Source organism: Paenibacillus sp. Z6-24 (assembly GCF_054161335.1).
In genome coordinates this window covers 3,028,517-3,048,659 of sequence record NZ_CP096398.1, presented here as the reverse complement: position 1 = coordinate 3,048,659, position 20,143 = coordinate 3,028,517, and the positions used below count along the sequence as shown (strand labels likewise).

Annotated in this window: 18 protein-coding genes; 12 read left to right on the top strand and 6 right to left on the bottom strand. The window is 48.1% G+C overall.

Annotated elements, in window-relative coordinates:
* Positions 1 to 13 precede the first annotated feature (13 nt).
* On the top strand, positions 14 to 1,702 hold the full coding sequence (gene rlmD, locus M1D61_RS13130) for a 23S rRNA (uracil(1939)-C(5))-methyltransferase RlmD (protein WP_458119023.1): 1,689 nt from the start codon (positions 14 to 16) through the stop codon (positions 1,700 to 1,702).
* A 202-nt stretch (positions 1,703 to 1,904) separates the two neighbouring features.
* Positions 1,905 to 3,407, top strand: coding sequence for a DEAD/DEAH box helicase (locus M1D61_RS13125; RefSeq protein ID WP_458119021.1), 1,503 nt, complete (start codon positions 1,905 to 1,907; stop codon positions 3,405 to 3,407).
* Positions 3,408 to 3,699: 292 nt separating this feature from the next.
* Here M1D61_RS13125 and M1D61_RS13120 read toward each other — a convergent pair whose 3' ends face one another.
* Complete coding sequence (locus M1D61_RS13120) at positions 3,700 to 3,867, bottom strand: hypothetical protein (RefSeq protein ID WP_156075158.1); 168 nt, start codon at positions 3,865 to 3,867, stop codon at positions 3,700 to 3,702.
* 184 nt (positions 3,868 to 4,051) lie between these two features.
* Here M1D61_RS13120 and M1D61_RS13115 point away from each other — a divergent pair, with 184 nt between their 5' ends.
* Complete coding sequence (locus tag M1D61_RS13115) at positions 4,052 to 4,546, top strand: DUF6985 domain-containing protein (RefSeq protein ID WP_458119020.1); 495 nt, start codon at positions 4,052 to 4,054, stop codon at positions 4,544 to 4,546.
* A gap of 54 nt (positions 4,547 to 4,600) precedes the next feature.
* Here M1D61_RS13115 and M1D61_RS13110 read toward each other — a convergent pair whose 3' ends face one another.
* Both M1D61_RS13110 and M1D61_RS13105 read right to left on the bottom strand, forming a co-directional pair.
* On the bottom strand, positions 4,601 to 5,527 hold the full coding sequence (locus M1D61_RS13110) for a GNAT family N-acetyltransferase (protein WP_458119019.1): 927 nt from the start codon (positions 5,525 to 5,527) through the stop codon (positions 4,601 to 4,603).
* Between the two features lie 823 nt (positions 5,528 to 6,350).
* Positions 6,351 to 7,289 (bottom strand): helix-turn-helix transcriptional regulator, encoded by a 939-nt coding sequence (locus M1D61_RS13105; RefSeq protein WP_458119018.1) that lies wholly within the window; start codon positions 7,287 to 7,289, stop codon positions 6,351 to 6,353.
* 112 nt (positions 7,290 to 7,401) lie between these two features.
* Between M1D61_RS13105 and M1D61_RS13100 the strand changes: the two genes are divergently transcribed.
* The 3 genes from M1D61_RS13100 to M1D61_RS13090 all read left to right on the top strand — a co-directional run bounded on the left by M1D61_RS13100 (position 7,402) and on the right by M1D61_RS13090 (position 9,836).
* Entirely contained in the window at positions 7,402 to 7,851 is a 450-nt protein-coding gene (locus M1D61_RS13100) for a VOC family protein (RefSeq protein ID WP_458119017.1), read from the top strand.
* A 446-nt stretch (positions 7,852 to 8,297) separates the two neighbouring features.
* Positions 8,298 to 8,897 (top strand): DUF2087 domain-containing protein, encoded by a 600-nt coding sequence (locus M1D61_RS13095; RefSeq protein WP_458119016.1) that lies wholly within the window; start codon positions 8,298 to 8,300, stop codon positions 8,895 to 8,897.
* Between the two features lie 198 nt (positions 8,898 to 9,095).
* Positions 9,096 to 9,836 carry a hypothetical protein gene (locus tag M1D61_RS13090; RefSeq protein ID WP_458119015.1) on the top strand — a complete coding sequence of 247 codons (741 nt, stop codon included), beginning with the start codon at positions 9,096 to 9,098 and terminating at the stop codon, positions 9,834 to 9,836.
* Positions 9,837 to 10,165: 329 nt separating this feature from the next.
* Here the strand turns inward: M1D61_RS13090 and M1D61_RS13085 are convergent, their stop codons facing one another.
* The gene (locus M1D61_RS13085; protein ID WP_458119014.1) at positions 10,166 to 10,681 is read right to left on the bottom strand and encodes a pyridoxamine 5'-phosphate oxidase family protein; all 516 of its coding nucleotides are present in this window, start codon (positions 10,679 to 10,681) and stop codon (positions 10,166 to 10,168) included.
* A gap of 273 nt (positions 10,682 to 10,954) precedes the next feature.
* On the opposite strand from M1D61_RS13085, the gene M1D61_RS13080 reads away from it, so the two are divergent.
* Both M1D61_RS13080 and M1D61_RS13075 read left to right on the top strand, forming a co-directional pair.
* Entirely contained in the window at positions 10,955 to 12,517 is a 1,563-nt protein-coding gene (locus M1D61_RS13080) for a glycosyltransferase family 39 protein (protein WP_458119012.1), read from the top strand.
* A gap of 3 nt (positions 12,518 to 12,520) precedes the next feature.
* Positions 12,521 to 13,249 carry a hypothetical protein gene (locus tag M1D61_RS13075; RefSeq protein WP_458119011.1) on the top strand — a complete coding sequence of 243 codons (729 nt, stop codon included), beginning with the start codon at positions 12,521 to 12,523 and terminating at the stop codon, positions 13,247 to 13,249.
* Between the two features lie 208 nt (positions 13,250 to 13,457).
* On the opposite strand, the gene M1D61_RS13070 is transcribed toward M1D61_RS13075, so the two are convergent.
* Positions 13,458 to 14,453, bottom strand: a complete 996-nt coding sequence (locus M1D61_RS13070; protein ID WP_458119009.1) for a DUF4003 family protein — start codon at positions 14,451 to 14,453, stop codon at positions 13,458 to 13,460.
* A gap of 684 nt (positions 14,454 to 15,137) precedes the next feature.
* Here M1D61_RS13070 and M1D61_RS13065 point away from each other — a divergent pair.
* The 3 genes from M1D61_RS13065 to M1D61_RS13055 all read left to right on the top strand — a co-directional run bounded on the left by M1D61_RS13065 (position 15,138) and on the right by M1D61_RS13055 (position 17,897).
* Positions 15,138 to 16,502, top strand: a complete 1,365-nt coding sequence (locus M1D61_RS13065) for an amino acid permease (RefSeq protein WP_458119007.1) — start codon at positions 15,138 to 15,140, stop codon at positions 16,500 to 16,502.
* A 113-nt stretch (positions 16,503 to 16,615) separates the two neighbouring features.
* On the top strand, positions 16,616 to 17,368 hold the full coding sequence (truA, locus tag M1D61_RS13060) for a tRNA pseudouridine(38-40) synthase TruA (protein WP_458119006.1): 753 nt from the start codon (positions 16,616 to 16,618) through the stop codon (positions 17,366 to 17,368).
* A 55-nt stretch (positions 17,369 to 17,423) separates the two neighbouring features.
* A complete protein-coding gene (locus tag M1D61_RS13055; protein ID WP_458122504.1) occupies positions 17,424 to 17,897 on the top strand; it encodes an isochorismatase family protein in 474 nt (157 codons plus the stop codon).
* Positions 17,898 to 17,981: 84 nt separating this feature from the next.
* Here the strand turns inward: M1D61_RS13055 and M1D61_RS13050 are convergent, their stop codons facing one another.
* Positions 17,982 to 18,713, bottom strand: a complete 732-nt coding sequence (locus tag M1D61_RS13050; protein ID WP_458119005.1) for an aminoglycoside 3'-phosphotransferase — start codon at positions 18,711 to 18,713, stop codon at positions 17,982 to 17,984.
* 208 nt (positions 18,714 to 18,921) lie between these two features.
* On the opposite strand from M1D61_RS13050, the gene M1D61_RS13045 reads away from it, so the two are divergent.
* Entirely contained in the window at positions 18,922 to 19,962 is a 1,041-nt protein-coding gene (locus M1D61_RS13045) for an NAD(P)-dependent alcohol dehydrogenase (RefSeq protein ID WP_458119004.1), read from the top strand.
* Positions 19,963 to 20,143: the final 181 nt, after the last annotated feature.

Below are 20,143 nucleotides of genomic sequence, written 5' to 3'. Positions count from 1 at the left end.
AGAAATTCACAACATGACTGATAAACCACGTTCCCAGCAGGGGAACTATTCTTCCAAAAAGCCGTCCCGGCCTGCCCGCCCGGATGCATCATCACATCGTCCGGACCGTCCATCCTCCTCGGCACGCAGTACCCAGAAATCCAGACCTAGCTCACCATCCCTACCGATAGACAGCAAGCCCGATTCCCGCCAGAACGGCAAAACAGGCGGATTTGCAGCTTCTGCGCGTACAGGCAGCGCATCTTCCAATGCCAAAGGCAAAGGCGAATACAACAAGTCCTATGCCAAAAACCAGAACAATGCTCCGGTCAAAACAGCCAATCGGGATAACGCAGAAGAACTGCGAATTGGAGACAGTATTGTCGTAACGATCAAGCGCCTCGGAATTAATGGTGAAGGCGTCGGTTACTATCGCCGCAAAGCGGTCTTTGTCGATGGTGCCCTGCCCAATGAAGTCGTCAAGGCACAGGTGACCGGTACCCATCCCAAATTTATCAAAGCCAATATTACCGAGATTGAGAAAAGATCCCCGGAGCGCGTAGAGCCGCCATGTCCGGTATTCCATATCTGCGGCGGCTGTCAGATCCAGCATATCTCCTACAAGGGACAGCTGCAGGCCAAGACAGATATTGTGATTGAAGCATTTAGTCGTTATGCCGGTCTGGAAAAAGTGAAAATCAAGCCAATGCTCGGTATGGAGCATCCTTGGGCATATCGCAACAAAGCCCAGCCGCAGCTCGGACGCGATCAGGATCAGAATGTAATCGCCGGTCTGTATGAGATCAACAGTCACGATATCGTTGATATCAGCGGCTGCCCGATCCAGCATCCAGCGATCAACAATGCGATCGAGATCGTCAAGTCTGCCCTGGAAGACCTGCAGATTCCGCTGCATAAAGATAACGGCTCCCGGGACGGCGTACGTACGATTGTAGTCCGTTACGGTTTCCAGTCCAATCATCTGCAGATTACACTGGTGACGACCAGCCGCCAGCTGCCCCGTCAGGATGAACTGATCCAGGCACTGCGTCTGTCCGTACCGGATGTGACCAGCATTGCGATCAATGTGAATCCCAAGAAAACATCCCTGGTCTTCGGTGAACATACCGTTACATTATGGGGTCAGGATACCATGCTGGAATCGCTCGGAGATCTGGAATTTGCCCTGTCACCAAGAGCATTCTTCCAGCTCAATCCGCAGCAGACGGTCAAGCTGTACGAATCCGTTCGTGCTGCTGCCGGACTGACCGGCAAAGAGCTGGTTGTCGATGCGTACTGCGGCACCGGAACGATCGGACTGTGGCTCGCCCCGTATGCTAGGGAAGTGCGCGGCATCGAGATGATCGCCGAGGCTGTCGATGATGCTAACAAAAATGCATATCACAACAACCGCGACAATGCCAGCTTCTATGTGGGCAAAGCCGAAGAACTGCTGCCCCGCTGGGTGAAAAAAGGCATGAGCCCGGATGTGATTATCGCCGATCCGCCGCGTACCGGTCTGGAGCAGCCATTCCTGGAGACGGTGCTGAAGACCAAGCCGAAGCGGTTTGTATATGTGTCCTGCAACCCATCGACACTCGCCAAAGACTGCAAAGTGCTGCTGGATGGCGGCTATGAGATCCAGTGGGTACAACCGATAGATATGTTCCCGCAGACCAGCCACGTGGAAGCTGTGACACTGCTGGTACGCAAAGACGCTTAATTTCTATTCGTTATAAAGAAACTCGTGATAAAAAACAGCCCGAAGAGCCATGTATACTCTTTGGGCTGTTTTCTGTATATCCGTCAGGCACTGCTGTCATCTACCGGAGTAATCTGTTCGTAACGAAAAAGAAACTATCCCCGCTGCTGCCCAATCTGTGGTACGCTTATCGAATACCCAAGACCGAAGGAGTTTAACCTAAATGAGCGAAAGCAACACATTAAACGATATACAGCAAGCCAGTACTACCCCCACTACCAACGAACCGAGCTTCAGTGACTATAACCTCAGCGAAGAAATCACCCGTGCCCTGGACAGTCTGGGGTATCGCCAGCCAACCCCGGTACAGCAGCAGGTCATCCCGCAGGCACTTGCCCAAAAAGACATCACCGTCAAATCACAGACTGGCAGCGGCAAGACAGCAGCCTACGGTATTCCGCTGTGCGAAATGCTGGAATGGGAAGAGAGCCGTCCGCAGGCACTCATTCTGACGCCAACCCGTGAACTGGCCGATCAGGTCAAAGAAGACATTATGAATATCGGCCGCTTCAAGCGGGTCAAAGCGGCAGCCATCTACGGCAAACAGCCGTTCGACCGGCAGAGACGGGAGCTGACACAGCGTAACCACGTGATCGTCGGCACGCCGGGACGAGTAATGGATCATATCGAAAAGGACACCATCGATCTGGAACGCATCCAGTATCTGGTAATCGATGAAGCGGATGAGATGCTGAGCATGGGCTTTATCGAGCAGCTGGAGAAAATTATTCGCGAGCTGCCAACCGAACGGATGACCATGCTGTTCTCCGCCACGCTTCCCAAAGACGTGGAAAAACTCTGTCACCGGTATATGAATCAGCCCGTCGATATCGAGATCGGCTCGGCATCGGACAAGCGTCAGACCCAGATCGAGCATCGACTGTACACCGTCGGAGAGAAAGCCAAGCCGGCCCTGCTGCAAAAAGTAACAGTAACCGAGAATCCGGACAGCTGCATCATTTTCTGCCGTACCCAGGTCAATGTGGATGCTGTTGCCAACCAGCTGGAGAGTCTCGGCTACCCGGCGAGCAAAATTCATGGCGGTATGGAGCAGGATGATCGTAACCGCGTAATGAACGAATTCCGCGCCGGTCAATTCCGTTATCTGGTCGCGACCGATGTAGCGGCGAGAGGGATCGATATCGACCGGATCACCCATGTGATCAACTACGATCTGCCGATGGAAAAGGAAAGCTATGTGCACCGTACCGGTCGTACAGGCCGTGCGGGACAGAGTGGAACGGCGATCACATTTGCAACGCCATATGAAGACAAATTCCTCAATGCGATCCAGAACTATATCGGATTCGAGATTCCGCGAGCCGAAGAACCATCTGCCTTCACTGTCTCGGCCGCTCAGGCAGCATTCGACCGCAAACTGCGCGACCGCCCTGCACCGAAAAAGAGCAGAGGCGAGGAACTGAACGCCGATATCCTCAAGCTGTACTTTAACGGTGGCAAAAAGAAAAAGCTGCGCACTGTCGACTTCGTAGGTACGATCGCCCGGATCGAAGGCGTGACTGCAGACGATATCGGAATTATCAGCGTCCAGGAGACCGTAACCTATGTGGATATCCTGAATGGCAAAGGTCCACTTGTATTGAAAGCGATGCAGAAGACGACGATCAAAGGCAAACAGCTGAAAGTACAAAAAGCCAGAACGTAAATGATATGTATAAAATTATATTTTAAAAGGCATGGGCTGCTGTCCATGTCTTTTTTGTTGCAGGAGAAGGATATATACTGGAGTAGGAAACAGGAAACAGGAAACAGGAAACAGGGGATCATGAGATGTTTTGATCCGATAGTGGGGAAAAGCGTGTATAGATAGATATACCAAAAAGAGCTCTGCCGCTATGACAGAACCCTTTGTCTGAAGATAATGATAGATCATATTTCTCTAAGCGTGACTTTTTCAAATAGTAAATGTCGTTGTCTGTTGGAGTAAAAGCCTCTGATTACTGGGCTGGCTGCTCAACCGGCTTCTGATCTGTCGTAGCTCCTTGCTCGGCAGGTGATTCATCGGATGTAGTATTATTCGTATTGGTAGCAGGCGTATCACCGGAGCATGCGACCAGTGCAGCGAGAGAAGCAGCAGACAGCATAATACCTATTGTTCTAAACATTTTCATAAGATCACCTTTTTCTGAATGGTATGGTGTACATTGTAGAGATAGTTAATTAATTGACATTTTGCACGTGAAGTTCCGTTAAGTAAAATGTACCCCATTTCAAGGAAGATCTAATCATAGGCATATATCATAGCTTTGCTTTATATAAACAAATTTCAAAGAAAACAGGAGGAATAAAGTGGAACAGATCAGAAAATTGACTCAAGATGAAAATGGAATCTACGCTGAAATCTATTTTCCATTATTCGATACATATATAATGACCGAAGCGGAAAACGGGATTTCCACACAATACGTTGAACATTGTGCTGAATCTCTGCAGCAGTTGAGTGACAGAACAATCCATGATATTTGTAAATATGCATTGGATTTTTGTCGGGATACGATGAGCTATACACCTGATGGAAATTATCCTGAGCAGCTGAAGCATATTCATGACCCACAAGAGATTCTGCCATTTTTTGAACCGACTGCCCTGACTATTGATGAACCGCAAAATCCGGATATTCCGGCGCTAAATTTATACTGTCATTGTGTATGGGATCAGGACAATGACATGCAGATTCTGATTCTCGGTGGTGAAGTCGTCTATGTAGGCGTATTTGATGGATTAAATGCATGGCAGGACAATCTGGGTGAATGGGGTAATTATGTTACCGGCTACAGATTATAGCCACGCATCTGCCATCATTGGATAGCGCAGTGGTTCAGCGTCTCATGGATCAGATTATGAACGCAGCACCATTCCATAACGGACCTCTTCACTCACTGTCCGGAAGCCAGCCGACTCGTACAGGGAAAGTGCCGAATGATTATCGGTCAGTACGGTCAGGCTGGCTTTTTCCAGTTCATGGACCTGCAGATAATTCAGAGCCTGGGCCAGCAAATAGCGGGCTATGCCGCGTCTGCGACATGGTTCATGCACCCATACATCCTCGATTACACCTTCATCTTCTTCCTGCCAGACCATCAGTCCGCCGATCATCGTCTGATCCTGACGCACCACTATAGATGTCCACAGCGGATAGTTTTTAATCTCCGCCAGCTTTTTGCTGCCGATCGGAGCTTCGGGCCAGATCTCCGCATCGATCTGCAGATACAGTTCTTCTTCTGCGGGAGCTGCCATTTTCCAATACTGCCATTGTAGTCCCTCGGACAGTGCAAATTCGGGAACAGGCTGCTGCAGGTCCCTTTCCATATGAAACAGGCTGTTCAGGTAGTCATATCCTTTTTGCAGGAAAAAGGAAGTGTTGGCCGTCTCGGTCGAATGATTGCCGATACATAGCATGGTCTCATGTGCAGCAGACAGTGTCTTTTTCCATTCTATCGCTCTGGTCAGCAGCGGCTGGTAGAGGGCTTCCAGCAGGGAAGTATCGTTCTCGCGTTCCGGAATTGTTTTGATATTTATGTAGAGAGCATGTTTGTGATCTGCCGGTTGGTCTGGCTGGATCGTACTGACTACTTCGATCTGGCCTTTGCCGATCATCTGATCCTTGTCAAAAGCACAATATACATTGTTCCAGTTGGATGGTTCGCCGACCCACCAGAAGACAGCATGGTCCCTTTCTGTAACGGCCTGATACAGACTGCCCAGTAATGGCATGTCTGTCTCCTGAAAGCTGCGTATGGTGTAGTCTGAGGAGATTGATTTCAAGTTTTTGCTCCTTTTCCAGGTGGATTTAGACGACTGTGTTGCTGACCATTATTTTTTATCTGGCATCTGATGTATAGTGCGCAGGAGGAAGTTGCATTATTTGGAACGTAATAGTTGAGACGCGATTGACATAAATTTGTTTCTCTGTAGTTATATAGATATTCGAAAATTGAACTAAAGAGCAGGCTATGTTACATTTTAGCCACCTGTTTCGGACGATCATTATCCGTTGAGGCCATACGATAAAAGGAGGGAGATGCTCTCTGGTTATTCTGCTCATGATGGTTGGTAACATTGCATACATATCCCAGGCTCCACTATTTCCAGCTTCACAAAAAGGATACGAATACAGTTATCTGGCTGTTCATCTGCTGTATATTGGACTCGTTGTCTGTGCTGCCCAAAATGCAATCGACCTCTCTGACAGCCTGTTAATGTGGATCGGGGTGGCTGTATATGCACCGATATTTATTCGGATTCTTAGAAAGACCGATAAGGAAAGACAGCTTTGACCGATTGTATTATGTAGATTCCTGTAGAAGAGAGCTATTTAATATGCAGGAAGTTAAGATGGGATATGGTTTGCTGCAAGAAAAGCGCTTGCAGGGTGCTGCAAGAAAGAGCACTTGCAGGGTGCTGCAAGAAAGAGCACTTGCAGGGTGCTGCAAGAAATAGCACTTGCCGCTTGCTGCAAGAAAAGCGCTTGCAGCGAGCGATACAGATTTTCGAATGATTGTCTTCCCAAAATAAAGACTCCAGCTGCAGCGGCTCCGGAGTCTTTTATCATTGTGTGCAAATTACAGATAGAGTACGGATGCGATAGCTACAGCTGCTGATAATGCTGCAGCAAACTATCAAGGCGGATATGGATCATTTCCTTCAATGCATCCGGTTGGATAGACAGGATATGCTGCCCGTACCGGATAAAATAATCGGTGATAAACTCCTCTTCTCCCGGATTATAGCATCCCCGGATCACTGTCTGCTCGCCTGTCTCCAGCCTCATTGATGGATAATGTTCTTTATCAAAAATATCTTTTGCCTGTTCGGCAATCATCACTTCAAATGGGATACTCTGTTCAGACTGCTGCCTCTGTCCGGATCGCTGCAGCAGTTCATCCAGTGAAAGAGTTGGCTGGTCGCTCGTCTCCTGCAAGGAGGTAATACGGTCGCACCGGAACACTCTGTATTGCTGCGTCTTCAGCTCCATGCCGACTGCATACCATTGGCCGAATCGGGCGGATATGCGGGCAAATTGGACTTCATACATTGTGTGTCGTTTGCCGCGCACATAACTGATCCGGCAGCTGTTTTCATGCAGAATGCTTTTGAGGATCTGATCCAGACAGGGGCTGGCATTGGTGTGTGGATAAGTCTCCAGCTGCAGTACCTTTTTCATATTGTGAATCTGTTCAATCTGCGCAGGGGAGAGGCAGTTCTCGAATTTCTCATTCAGCCGGTTCCCGCTCAGATGAAATGGAGTGGACTGGTACGATTCCAGCGTCAGCATGGCAAAATACAAAGCATACACTTCGTCCATGGTGAAGACCATCGGTGACAGCAGCCGATTCTTGAGAATGCCATAGCGTCCATTACGTCCATGCTCTGCGTAGAGAGGCATTCCGAGTTGTTCGAGAGAATGAATATCGCGTAGGGCCGTACTTTTGGAGATATGATAGGTACTCATCAGATCACTTAGATTGAAAAATTCCCGTCCATTCAGGTAGCGGATCATATCATTTAGTCGTTCGGATTTGTTCATGGCAATCTCCTTTGTTAAAAGGTGTCATATTTTGAACCCTTTCCATAGGATAATGAGTTGGAGAGCAGATATCAATGATCTGCCCAAATTCTATATATGGAGGCGGTACAGAATGAGCACGATACTGGAAATTGCCATTTTCCTATCAATGAATGGTCAAGCGAAGGAAGCAATCGACTTTTACAAGCAGCATTTGGGCGCAGAGGAAATGATGCGGGTCACCTATCAGCAGATGGCGGAGCGTGACGGCTCCATGCAGCTGACGGAGGAGAACAAGGACTATATTTCTCATTCCATTCTGCAGATCGGCAGCACCAAAGTGATGATCGCCGAAGAGACGATGGACCCTGACGAGAAGTATACTGCAGGCAATCAGATCTCGCTGTGTATCCAGAGCGCCGATCTGGAAGAAATCAGACAATTCTACAGCAGCCTGATTAGTGACGCGCGGGTGAAGATTATTTTGCCGTTATCCAGCATTGTGTTCAGCGAGGCGTATGGTGTTATCGAAGATCCGTTTGGCGTGCAGATGCAGTTGATGTATGACAAGCGGCTGGGGTGACAGGACGATATTGATCTGATACTCATCGTCGCATGGTTCATTATCGGAGTTCTTGCTTACTTTTTCATGTATATGTATACATTCATCAAGCTCCTGAATCCACAAACCGATAATTTCAACACAGCCAGCTGCAGCCTGTTATTTGCTGCGCTGGTGATTGCAATCATCATACTCACATATATGTCCTAATTAACAAAAACACGGAATGGTACGTCCGTGTTTTTTGTTGCTCCTATCGGCACTAAAAATAAACCCAGATGTTACATCAGAAATCCAATGCCAATGACAAGCCTGCCAGATCAGGTACTACAATAGTGCATTGAATCTCGGTGATAAATTTAATTATTTACAAGATATATTTGACTATTATTTCCAATTGGATTATCATCTGATTTAACAATCATCTAATTAGATATTTGTTAAATCAAATAAAGAGGAGGAAGATAATGCAGCTGGATAAAGTAGTGGCCTATCACAAAGCACTGGCCGACCCGACTCGGATCAAAATGTTGATTCTGCTGGCAGAAGGAGAACTTAACGGGCAGATGCTCGCAGAGAAGCTGTATGTGACGCCTGCGACAATTACGCATCATGCGACCAAGCTGCGGGAAGCAAGCCTAATCAACGAGCGCCGGGAAAAGAACACAATCTTTTTCTCGTTAAATCATTATTTCATCCGCAACAATGCTAATGCAGCCGTGCAGCTAATTTATCGAACCGTGGAGGGAGCAGCTACTGTTATGGATGACAATCACAAGCGTCTGGCCGAATCGGTCGTGAGGAACTTCCTGGACGCAGAAGGACGATTGAAAAGTATACCCTCACAGCTCAAGAAGAAGCTTATTGTGCTCGAACATCTCGTCTCCAGACTGGAGCCGGGGCGCAAGTACAGTGAGAAAGAAATCAATGAATTCATCCAAACATTCCATGCCGATTTTGCAACGATCCGACGGGAATTTATTATGCACCAGTTTATGGCGAGAGAAGACCAGATCTACGAATTGAATCCGTCGGAAATGTGGGCGAGATGGGAACAGCTGGCGTAGCAAGTTCAGAAGAATTTTTGGAAATAGTAAAAAGTGATCGGGGAACGGCATGACCTGGTAAAATGGTCTATCCTACTCTCATAGACAAACCATGCAGGAATCCTGGGCTTTGTATGGAATTCTGTATGGATACATAACAACCTGTCCAATTGTGAGGCGGCAAATCGCATTTTATCAAAAATATAGAGGAGAATAGTTATGAAGAAAGCAATTCGGATTGCCTGTATCTCTACACTCACTGCGGCCATATGTCTGACAGGCGAAGGGGGAAATATAAACGCTGCTGCATCCGATTCGTATTATCGTGCACCTGTTACTGCAAACAAGCAATGGCAGCCAGGTCAGCTGCAGCTGACGGCAGGCAAAGTGACCGTTAGTGCCTATACAGGTACAGAGACCGGTTTCCAGGGCACTCCATTCATTAACAAATTGCATATTACCGATGGTCGTACGAATTATGATATACCACTCAAAGGGTCTGTAATATCCCTGCAATCGGTATCTGTATCACCTTCCGGCCAATATATCGCGGTCCATATCTTTTTGGAAGCAGGCAGTCAGCTGCTGATTGTGGATTTGGCCCACCAAAAGCATATGCTCATCAATGATAATGTCCGTTATATGAAATATGTGGAAAGTGTGCCCGTCTATAACTGGTCTCCAGTGGGCGACCAGCTGGCATTTGCCTATGGAGATACATCCAGCAGCCGAGTCGCCATTTACCATGCAGCTTCCGGCAAAATAGAATATGTGCCGCGAGAAACCAGTATCATCTCAACCTCTATGGTGTTATGGAATTCCAAGGGGACGGTGCTTGATTATATCAGTGAATATTCATCCGATCATTTCAAACTATACAGATATACGCTAAGTACGAAGAAAGTAAAACCGATAAAATCGTTGACCAGAAAGCAGATGCAGCAGCTGAGCCTCCGGTAAGCAAAAAGTGAAGATGTTGAAACCAACCGCTAAACAGAAATGTGGAAATTCAAACCTTATCTAGATCTAGTAAATACCAAATAAAATACAAATGCCAAATATTCACCATTAAACAAGAGAACAAGAGAACAAGAGAACAAGTGAATAAGAAATATTAAATCCCAAATTCTAAATCGTAACTATAAAAAGCCAACGTTTATCCTGCTGCGGATAAACGTTGGCTTTTTACATAACATTTTTACACAATATATAAATATTTTACATAACAGATACTTCCAATCTACTATCCATACACTGAATGGCAGGCTGCCTCAGCATATTGGATCTGCTTACGGATTGGTTGGTGTCTGGGTCAGATCTACAGTCTCGTTCAGACCCGGTTCGGATCTGGGATCGGAGTTTTTGCCGACAGCTTTTTTGAGCAGATGGGTGACCATCTTGGCCGCGCTGCCGCTTTCCCAGTATTCGGCAGTCTCGGTATGGATGCGGATCAGCACCAGGTTAGGATCATCATAGGAGACATCGAGAATCTTCTCGTACATTTTATTCCACATTTCCTTTTTGCGTTCCAGATCGTTGACGAATTCAGCGGTACCGCTGATCGAGACATACGACTTACCGGCATAGGCTACATTGACACGCGGATCTGCCAGCAGTTCGGTGTATTTGGATGTATCCTTTTTGGTCAGGAACCACAGATCTCCATCAAATTCGATATCCTGGGTCTGCATCGGTCGGGAGACCAGACGATCGCCGGAAATGGTGGTCAGCATGGCTGTCTCGATATCCTTGATTAATTCGCGTACGGTTTCCACCGCTTCGGCATGAGTAACAGGTTCAGACATAATATTTCCCACCTTTCATAGAGTTAGCTACCTTCCAGCAGCACTGGATATGTCAAAAGACCACAATGGTAATTATTAAACATCGGGATCGGCAGATAAACGTTCCGATCCGCAAACCGGCCGGCTGCTTTTTAATAAATTATTCATATTCAGCCTTTACACTACTAAAACAGGTTGTATCTGCCGGAAAAAGGCAGGGCTGTGCAGCAATGTTCATTGATTCGTATTGTATTCTTGTCTTTTATAATCACACTACTTCGAAGGAGTCTTTCCATGCAAAAGGTTATCCAAAATGCTATTTACGGTATGCTTGCCGTGTTCATGGCGCTGTTTATCGGTTCATCCCTGTTCCTGAGGGCAGAGTATAATTATGCGGTCTACAGCGATAAGCCTGTTTTGCAGCAGCAGCATCTTCTGGTTCTCCTGCTGCTGGTCATTGGGCTGATTGTCGTGAGTCTGGTACTGTACCGGCTCTGCCAGCAGCTGAACCGATATCGTCCGCGGATCGTTATCCCGGTTGTACTCGGTATCTCGCTGGCGATTCAGCTGGGGATTATTTTTCTGCTGCCGCGTCTGCCGACGGATGACTCGCAGACCGTTGTATCGCTGGCGCTGCGTATGCTGAATGACGGGGATTATTCGACTTTTCAGTCGGGCGGTTATCTGTATATGTTTCCGTTCAACTTCTCGACCGTGCTGTATATCAAGGTGCTGCTGTGGATATTTCCGGATAACTATCTGGTGCTGAAAATATTCAATATTCTGTTCACCCTGGTGACGACACTGATGATCTACCTGATCTACAAGCAGCTCAACTATCGCTCGACCGGCAGGGATTATGGTGTTCTTGTATTTGCAGCGACTTATATGCCGGCGCTGCTGATGAGTAATTTTATCTATAACGATGTGATTGCGACGACGCTGCTGACGGCTTCGCTGTATGCGGTGATCCGGTTCGTGAAGACACGATCGATTCGTTATATTGTGCTGGCAGCGATTCTGCTGGCCTTGGGCAATTATTTCCGCAGTATCGGCATTATTTTCCTGATTGCTTCCGTGATCTATCTGCTGCTCCATTCTCGCGGTATCGGATGGAAGAAGATGCTGATCTCGCTCGGTATCATGGCGATACTATTCAACGTACCAAGCTGGACGCAAAATGCCGCTCTGCAAGCTTCCGGTGTAGTCGACGAGCCGACGAGCACCAATGCGGCACCGGTCTACATGTGGCTGAATATGGGGATGAATCAGAGTACATTCGGATTCTGGGATAATATGCTGAGCTACAACATTTATCAGCGGGAAGCGGAATATAATAAAGCCAAGAGTATACCGCTATTCCAGCAGGCGATTGAGGATAAGCTAAGCAGTATGTCCCCTGGCGAACTGGCTGACTTGTATTACAAAAAGCTGGTCTGGACCTGGACGGAAGGCACGTACCAGATCGAGCGCTACGGCATTGGCACGGAGCGTTCTGCAGGTGGCGGTATGGGGTTTGTAATGGGCGGTTACAGTTATTCAACGGTGGCAACGCAGCTGTTTGCCGGGGACTCGGTCTATCGCAGTGGGTTAATGTGGGTGCTGTATGCGATGAATTTCCTGATGTATATCTTTGTCCTCGTTCGGCTGATCGGTGCGATCCGGAGAAGGCGGTATGATGAAGCAGCCCTTGTGTTGATTATTCTAGGATTTATCGGATTCTATCTGCTGTGGGAGATTAAGTCCCGGTATATCTATCCGGTGTATCCGCTGCTCATTATCCTGTCTTATATGGGCTTCAAGGATATGTATGACGGTCTGTCCCGGTATATGCCATTTCGGAGAAAGGGTGATTGATTGATGAGAATCAGAAAATATACGCTATGCTGGTCGACAGCACTGCTGGCGGGAGCGGTCCTGCTGGGCGGCTGTGATGTGATTACCGCACAGAATATTACCGACAGCAGCGGCTCGGGTATGAATGGAGGCGGAACGGGCATGAATGGTGGGCCGGGCAGAAATGGCGGCGGAATGCGCGGTATGATGAATGCGGATGTGATGGGTAAAGTCATCTCGGTCAATGGCAGCACGCTTAAAATTGAGCTGCTGGAACAGACTCGCAGTCGTGATCAGAGTAGGACCGGCGATCGTAATGCCCGACCGGACACAGATGGACAGTCAGCAGATGGTACTTCGTCTGCCAATTCCACCGCTCCTGCCCCGACCAACAGCAGCGATCCTTCCAATCCCAGCAACACAGGTAATGCTGGTAATACAGACCATGCCGGCAATGCCGGTACTGATCAAGGAACCGGTGCAGGTCAGCCCTTACCAGGCGGCACATCACCCGGCAGACAGATGGAAATGAACAGCACGGGCGAGGAGAAAACGCTCCAGATCAGCGGGGATGTGCAGATTTCCGAAGGACCCGGGATGATGCCGCAGCTGAATGCAGCAGATTCCAAGACCAATTCCGCCACGTCAGCCATGGAATCTACGTTGAAGCTCTCCGATCTGAAAGCCGGCGAGACGGTTATGATCTGGTACAAGGAGAATACCGGAACGGTAGAACGCATAATGGTGATGTAGGTGACTCATTGGGCATGACGGTGGAGTCACGGATAGAACCCGGAACGAAGTGATACAATGAGCGAGCCCCGGGAAATGGACGGCTGATAATGGGATTTGTTCAAAACAGGCAGATCAAAAAAGCGTACCCTTGGAAATACAGGGTACGCTTTTTTTGGGATCGATCCTACTGTGCAGACAGGCAGGATTATGCAGTATATTCGACCATTCAACCGGAAGCGGCAGACGATGCGGCAGCTCCTGCCGTAACCGCTGCAATCATGGCTGTCTGCTGGGCAATGATAATGTTCGTAATGGTCGTAGTGAGATTTGGGGTAAGCAGTCCTTTGCGGACTTCATCAATATACCGGGAAGAGACGAGGGCCGCCGTATACAGCAGCAGCTGTTCCTTGTTGATCGACCAGCGGCCGAAGCCTTTTTGTTCGCGCATATGGGCAGATACGCTGGCCATATCACTTACAATCGTCTCCGGGTCAACCGGCAGCAGAGCCAGAACGCCCAGGGAAGAAAGGGTATACTGCTTATCCATGCGCAGGTCCTGTCTGTTCAGCGCTTCACGCAGCACGGTGATCCGATCCAGCGTGCTGCCGGTCTCGCCACCCAGCACCAGTACCTGGGTCAGTGCCTGCAGGCCGTTATTATTGCCAAATTCGGGCTTGAGTGTCCGATGCAGCTGTTCCATCGATTCCACCCCAACAGATGGATCAATATCCGACAATGCCAGCATGGCAGCGAAGATATAATCGTCTCGGTTGGTCAGGAACCGGTGATACTGCTTCATTCCTTCATAAAAGAGTTTCATTCGTTCGATGGTATGTACATATTGATCAGGCGCAGCATTGGCGGCAATCTCATAAGCGGCGATCACCAGATAATCCGAGGCTTTGAATCCGGTTTGCTTGAGTTGTGCATAGACTGACAGTGTATGCTGCAGCTGGGTCTCCTGATCCTCATCCTGCCGCAGAGAGAGCATGGCAGAGATGACAACTGCAGGCATATTGCGGAACATGGAGAACCGGCTCGTATTTTCCTTGAGCATATTGTAGCAGTCCCGGATGACTTCTCCCGGAGCTTCCCGGCCCTCGAGCGCGTACAGCAGAGCAGCCAGTCGGCTGACATTTATATTCTGCCAGCGGAATTCCTGTTTGATATTTTGCATATTGAGAGTCAATAATTCAAGTTTGGCTTGATCCTGTGGATTCATGGCGTACACCCCTTATAGTAAACTGAAGATAGAATGGCATTTCAATTGAATTTTACCATACTCTGGACTCAGAATCTGCTCTGGCCATAAACCAGACTTGTACTGACGTCCCATCTCTGCATTATCCGGCACAGGTTATTGTATGATTTCATTTGGAGAGGAGCTTGATGATGAAATACGAGAAACAACGGGAACAGCAGATTCATCAGACAGAGAGCCGCTGATACATTGCAGCAGTTGTATATAGAGCTTATGAATTGAAGCGCTTTACTTAGAATGTCACATTTTGGACACAATGTCTTTCCTGAGTAGACATTGTACTCATACATAATATCATCAATATACTACAGACTTGATATGTATATTTGGAAATAAAAATAAATAATCATACCACTCCATGCAAAAAGCGGTATTAATGAAATTTGACGGCTGCTTCTATTCATTTAGAAAAAAATAGATAGTATAGATTATTCATACAAATTAAGAGATTCTATACGTACAGCCAGAGGATGTCCTCTCCACGTAGACAATGTTTCTGTTGATTGGGCAATTGTCATTTCCGCTTATGATCGGTGCTATTGAAATTACATATTATGTTACTTTACAATGTGGCAGTGCGTTTTTGCATTGATTTATTTATTCAAAATCGGAGTCATATTGAAGGATGATAAAGGGGCGTTTTTCTTGGAAGCCAAGCAATTGAACAGAGGACTCAAAGCAAGACATATTGAATTGATTGCACTCGGGGGAACGATTGGGGTCGGGCTGTTCATGGGATCGGCGAGCACGATTCAGTGGGCAGGCCCTTCGGTATTGCTGGCTTACTTGCTGGCAGGCATTATTATGTTGTTCGTAATGCGCATGATGGGCGAGATGCTGATCATGGAGCCGGTGACCGGTTCCTTTGCGACATTTGCCCACAAATATATCAGTCCGCTGGCCGGATTTGTGACGGCGTGGAGCTACTGGTTCCTGTGGGTCACTGTCGGAATGGCAGAAGTCACAGCGATCGGGATCTATGTCGGTTACTGGTTCCCGGATATTCCGCAGTGGCTGCCGGCACTGGCAGGGGTCGGCATTATCGCGGCAGCCAATCTGGCGGCGGTCAAATTTTACGGGGAGTTCGAATTCTGGTTTGCAATGATCAAGATTGTCGCGATTGTCGCTATGCTGATTCTTGGCACAGGCATGATTTTCTTCGGTCTTGGCAATGACGGGGTAGCGATCGGATTATCGAATCTGTACAGTCATGGGGGTTTCTTCGCCGGTGGGCTCAAAGGGTTCCTGTTTGCACTCTGTATTGTCACCGCCGCTTATCAGGGGATTGAGATGATTGGGATTACAGCTGGTGAAGCCGAGAATCCAAAGGAAACCCTGCGCAAATCGATCAAAAACATTATCTGGCGAATTCTGATTTTCTATGCAGGTGCGATTTTTGTAATCGTAACGATCTATCCATGGAATGAAGTGGGTCAGAATGGAAGCCCGTTCGTGCTGACATTTGCCAAGGTGGGTATCGTCGCAGCGGCGGGGATTATTAACTTTGTCGTATTGACCGCCGCAATGTCCGGCTGCAACAGTGGGATCTACAGTGCCGGTCGGATGCTGTATACGCTGGCACAGAACGGACAGGCACCGAAGTTTTTTGGCAAAGTATCCAAAAGCGGCGTGCCGCGCAACAGTATCCTAACGACGATCGCGCTGCTGCTGATCGGTGTATTGTTCAACTACCTGTTCCCGGATTCCAAGCTGTTCCTGTACATTTACAGCGCGAGCATCCTGCCTGGCATGGTGCCATGGTTTGCGATGGCGTTCAGCCAGTTCCGATTCCGCAAACAGTGGAAAGATCAGATGCATGAGCATAATTTCAAGTCACTGTTCTTCCCGGTGAGCAATTATATTGTAATTGTATTTCTGGCGCTGGTACTGGTCGGTATGTGGTTCAATCCGGATACGAATATGTCGTTGATTGTAGGAGCGGTATTTATCGGGATCGTTATCGTGGGGTACTATGCATTCGGAATTGGCAAACGTACACCGGGTAAATGAACGATAGGCTGAGCGGTCGGCTTGTGTTACATTAGACTATGAGATGGTATGGCAAAGAGTATGCCATACCCTGCAGTCAGGCATCACAGCCAATCCGCCAGAAGGAGCAAAACATGAACAATTACAAATTAACAATCCAGTACGATGGAGGCCGTTACAAAGGCTGGCAGCGTCTGGGAGATAGCGATAATACGGTTCAGGGCAAAATCGAAAAAGCCGTCTCGGTGCTGACCGGCGAAGAGATCGAGATTATTGGTTCGAGCCGCACCGATGCAGGCGTACACGCTTTGATGCAGGTTGCCAATTTCAGGACCAATCAGGAATTGAGCGAAGCCAGAGTGATGAGCTTTCTGAATCACTATCTGCCGCCGGATATTAGCGTAACCCGGGTGGAGATCGTGGATGAGCGTTTCCATGCCCGCTTCCAGGCGACCGACAAGACATATCTGTACAAAATCTGGAATCGTGAATACAGTCATCCCTTTATGCGCAAATACAGCATGCATGTGGTCAAGCCGCTGGATATTCACCGGATGCGTCAGGCGGCTGCGCATTTTATCGGCGAGCATGATTTTACCGCGTATGCCAATGCCAAATCCAAGAAAAAAGACTCCGTGCGTACCATTTATACACTGGATATTCAGGAGAAAGATGGATTTATCGAGTTCCGTGTCCAGGGTAACGGATTCCTGTACAATATGGTTCGCAAAATGGTCGGTACGCTGATTGCAGTAGGGCTGGGAGAGAAATTAGCGGATGATATTCCGGCCATCATTCTCTCCAAGGAACGTCTGCAGACTGGCGGCATGGCCGAAGCGGAAGGATTGTATCTGGAAGAGATAAGCTTTGAACCGCGCGGAGAATAAGCGTACTGCCTTTGAAAACCAGGCAGTATGAGCGTGCGAATGAGGATCAGAATATATTAATAGTAGGAATAAGATATTTAGGCAGGCCGGTCAACCGGTCATTTTCCTGCGTCATGTGGATGAACGTCCGGAACACCCGCTGTACCGGGGAACGGAAGGAGGGGCTATTCATCCGTCGCTGCAGCCGTATGCTGATCAGGTGATCGAGAAGTCTACACCAAGCGCTTTTTTCCAGACCGAACTGGCCGGTGTACTGGAGGGATTGGGTGTAAATCATGTGTGTATTGTCGGATTTGAAGCGGAGTTCTGCTGCATGTTCACTTCGATCGCCGCCTATGACCGCGGTTATCGGGTGACACTGGTCCAGGATGCGACCGGCACAACCAACACGGCAGATAGCTACGAGATGCCGGGACTGGATGTACGCAGTCTGGTCGGCAAAGTACTGCACTGGTCGGAAGTCATCGAAGTGCTCGATTATGATCAATACAGGGAAAAATATTCGTCCGGACACGCTGATCTCGCCTGATTCTGCATATGTAAAAAGCTCGCCTGGCAGGAAGTACATACCGGGCGAGCTTTTTGGATATCGATAATTGTTCAGACGTAGTGATCATTCCGTCCAATCCACCAGCTGGCTGAAGTAGTGAACGCCCTCCATATCCACATCCTGTCTGCCGTAGGCATCGAGGAAAATATCATGATACTGCTCGGTATCGAGATTATAGTTGAGCGTCCATAATCCCCAGTAAATATCATAATTTCGGTCACCGATACCTCCATATCCATTATCAACGAAGCCGCGGAATTCATAATGATCCATAATCAGATTCGGCAGGCAGTAGTCGCCATGAATGATGACATTGTCGACCGGTGTATAGCCATGCTCGCCCAGCAGCGCCGGATCAATGCCGCTGTCCAGTGCTTCCTGGCGAATCTCTGCGCTTCTGCCGGGATAAGGGCACCCGTCCAGCGGCAGCTGATGAAGCATTCGCAAATACTGTCCAAATGCAGCAGCCAGCTGCTCAGGATTAGCCATATGCTGTGGAGACGCTCCATCTTCGCCCTGGACGGCTGCAGTCAGCAAATAGTCATTTGTCTCATCGGAAATATATGCTGCGACGCTCGGAGCCATGTGGTGATGATGCAAAAATTCGGTCATCCGATATTCGCGTTCCAGTTTTCCTTTAGCGCTAATTTTGAGAAACCATTGTTCTTTTCCCTGGATGAACAGGGTTTGTGCATTGTCGGAAGAACTGCTGTCGTAAATATGTGCTTGCTCCAGATAAGGCTGGATAACAGCAGGGATAGGACTGTAATCGTATGTAATCAGGGTTTTTCTCATAAAATCTCCTTTGCATAGATAGGTGATTGGACTGACTTTCTAAAAGATAATGAACAGTTTTACGCAATTTGTTGATTATGCAATAAATTGATGCCATTTAACTATTGTGAACAAGTCTGCTGTATCTATATTATTAACAGATGTTGATTAACCAATCAATGATCATTCTCCATCGAAAAATAAGAAACATGCACAGGAGGTTTTATTAATGATTACAGCCAAAGTCAGAGCAGTAGATGGTGCAGACCAGCCATTTCAGGCGACTACGATTGAACGCCGCGATCTGGATACCCAGGATGTACTGATCGAGATTAAATTTTCCGGCATTTGCCATTCCGATATTCATACAGCACGCGGAGAGTGGGGACCTGTCAATTATCCGCTTGTACCCGGTCATGAGATTGCCGGTATTGTCACTGCAGTCGGCTCCGAAGTCACCAAGTACAAAATTGGTGATCGTGTCGGTGTCGGTTGTATGGTCGATTCCTGTCGTGAATGTGAGAACTGTCAAAAAGGCGAGGAACAATACTGCCGTAAAGGCAATGTGCCTACCTATGCCGGCGTAGATAAATACGGTCAATTTACGCAGGGCGGCTATGCTTCCCATATCGTAGTAACCGAAGACTTTGTACTGCGTATTCCGGACAATATCAGTCTGCAGGATGCAGCACCTCTGCTGTGTGCAGGGATTACGACGTATTCCCCACTGCGCACATGGAATGCCGGTCCAGGCAAAAAGGTAGCGGTGATCGGACTGGGCGGTCTTGGTCATATGGCAGTCAAAATCGCTCATGCAATGGGTGCCGAAGTTACTGTACTGTCCCAATCCCTGAGTAAAAAGGAAGATGGACTGCAGTTTGGTGCTGATCACTATTATGCGACCAGCAATCCGGAGACATTCCAGAACCTGGCCAGCACATTCGATCTGATCATCAATACCGTCAGTGCCAAGATCGATATTAATGCCTACATCTCGCTGCTTGCACTGGATGGCACAATCGTCAACGTAGGCGCACCGGCCGAGCCATTGTCGCTCAATGTGTTCTCGTTGATCAGTCAGCGTCGTGCCTTTGCAGGTTCGATGATTGGCGGCATTCGGGAGACCCAGGAAATGCTGGACTTCTGTGCCGAGCACCATATCGTTCCCGAGATTGAGATCATCTCGGCGGACCGGATTGATGAAGCGTATACGCGCGTACTCGCTTCCGATGTACGCTACCGCTTTGTTATTGATGCCAGCACACTGTAAGCCCGGTAACGCTTTTATTCCGGTTCGGGAAAAGAATAGCCGAGTAAAAAAACGCAAATCACGAATAACGATACAGGGTCAGATCAGGCAGGGTTTCCTTTGAGGAAGCCCTGTTTTTTTCTGTCCAAAGCAGGCTGCTCAAGCTTTGTCTTCCTTAATGCCGCTGCGCCCACATGGTCTG

Coding starts and splice junctions, on each gene's coding strand:
- M1D61_RS13090 (WP_458119015.1), top strand. CDS start 9,096: ATGAAGAAAGCAATTCGGATTGCCTGTATCTCTACACTCACTGCGGCC.
- M1D61_RS13120 (WP_156075158.1), bottom strand. CDS start 3,867: ATGTTTAGAACAATAGGTATTATGCTGTCTGCTGCTTCTCTCGCTGCA.
- M1D61_RS13050 (WP_458119005.1), bottom strand. CDS start 18,713: ATGAGAAAAACCCTGATTACATACGATTACAGTCCTATCCCTGCTGTT.
- M1D61_RS13075 (WP_458119011.1), top strand. CDS start 12,521: ATGAGAATCAGAAAATATACGCTATGCTGGTCGACAGCACTGCTGGCG.
- M1D61_RS13100 (WP_458119017.1), top strand. CDS start 7,402: ATGAGCACGATACTGGAAATTGCCATTTTCCTATCAATGAATGGTCAA.
- M1D61_RS13080 (WP_458119012.1), top strand. CDS start 10,955: ATGCAAAAGGTTATCCAAAATGCTATTTACGGTATGCTTGCCGTGTTC.
- M1D61_RS13070 (WP_458119009.1), bottom strand. CDS start 14,453: ATGAATCCACAGGATCAAGCCAAACTTGAATTATTGACTCTCAATATG.
- truA (WP_458119006.1), top strand. CDS start 16,616: ATGAACAATTACAAATTAACAATCCAGTACGATGGAGGCCGTTACAAA.
- M1D61_RS13105 (WP_458119018.1), bottom strand. CDS start 7,289: ATGAACAAATCCGAACGACTAAATGATATGATCCGCTACCTGAATGGA.
- M1D61_RS13085 (WP_458119014.1), bottom strand. CDS start 10,681: ATGTCTGAACCTGTTACTCATGCCGAAGCGGTGGAAACCGTACGCGAA.
- rlmD (WP_458119023.1), top strand. CDS start 14: ATGACTGATAAACCACGTTCCCAGCAGGGGAACTATTCTTCCAAAAAG.
- M1D61_RS13125 (WP_458119021.1), top strand. CDS start 1,905: ATGAGCGAAAGCAACACATTAAACGATATACAGCAAGCCAGTACTACC.
- M1D61_RS13045 (WP_458119004.1), top strand. CDS start 18,922: ATGATTACAGCCAAAGTCAGAGCAGTAGATGGTGCAGACCAGCCATTT.
- M1D61_RS13095 (WP_458119016.1), top strand. CDS start 8,298: ATGCAGCTGGATAAAGTAGTGGCCTATCACAAAGCACTGGCCGACCCG.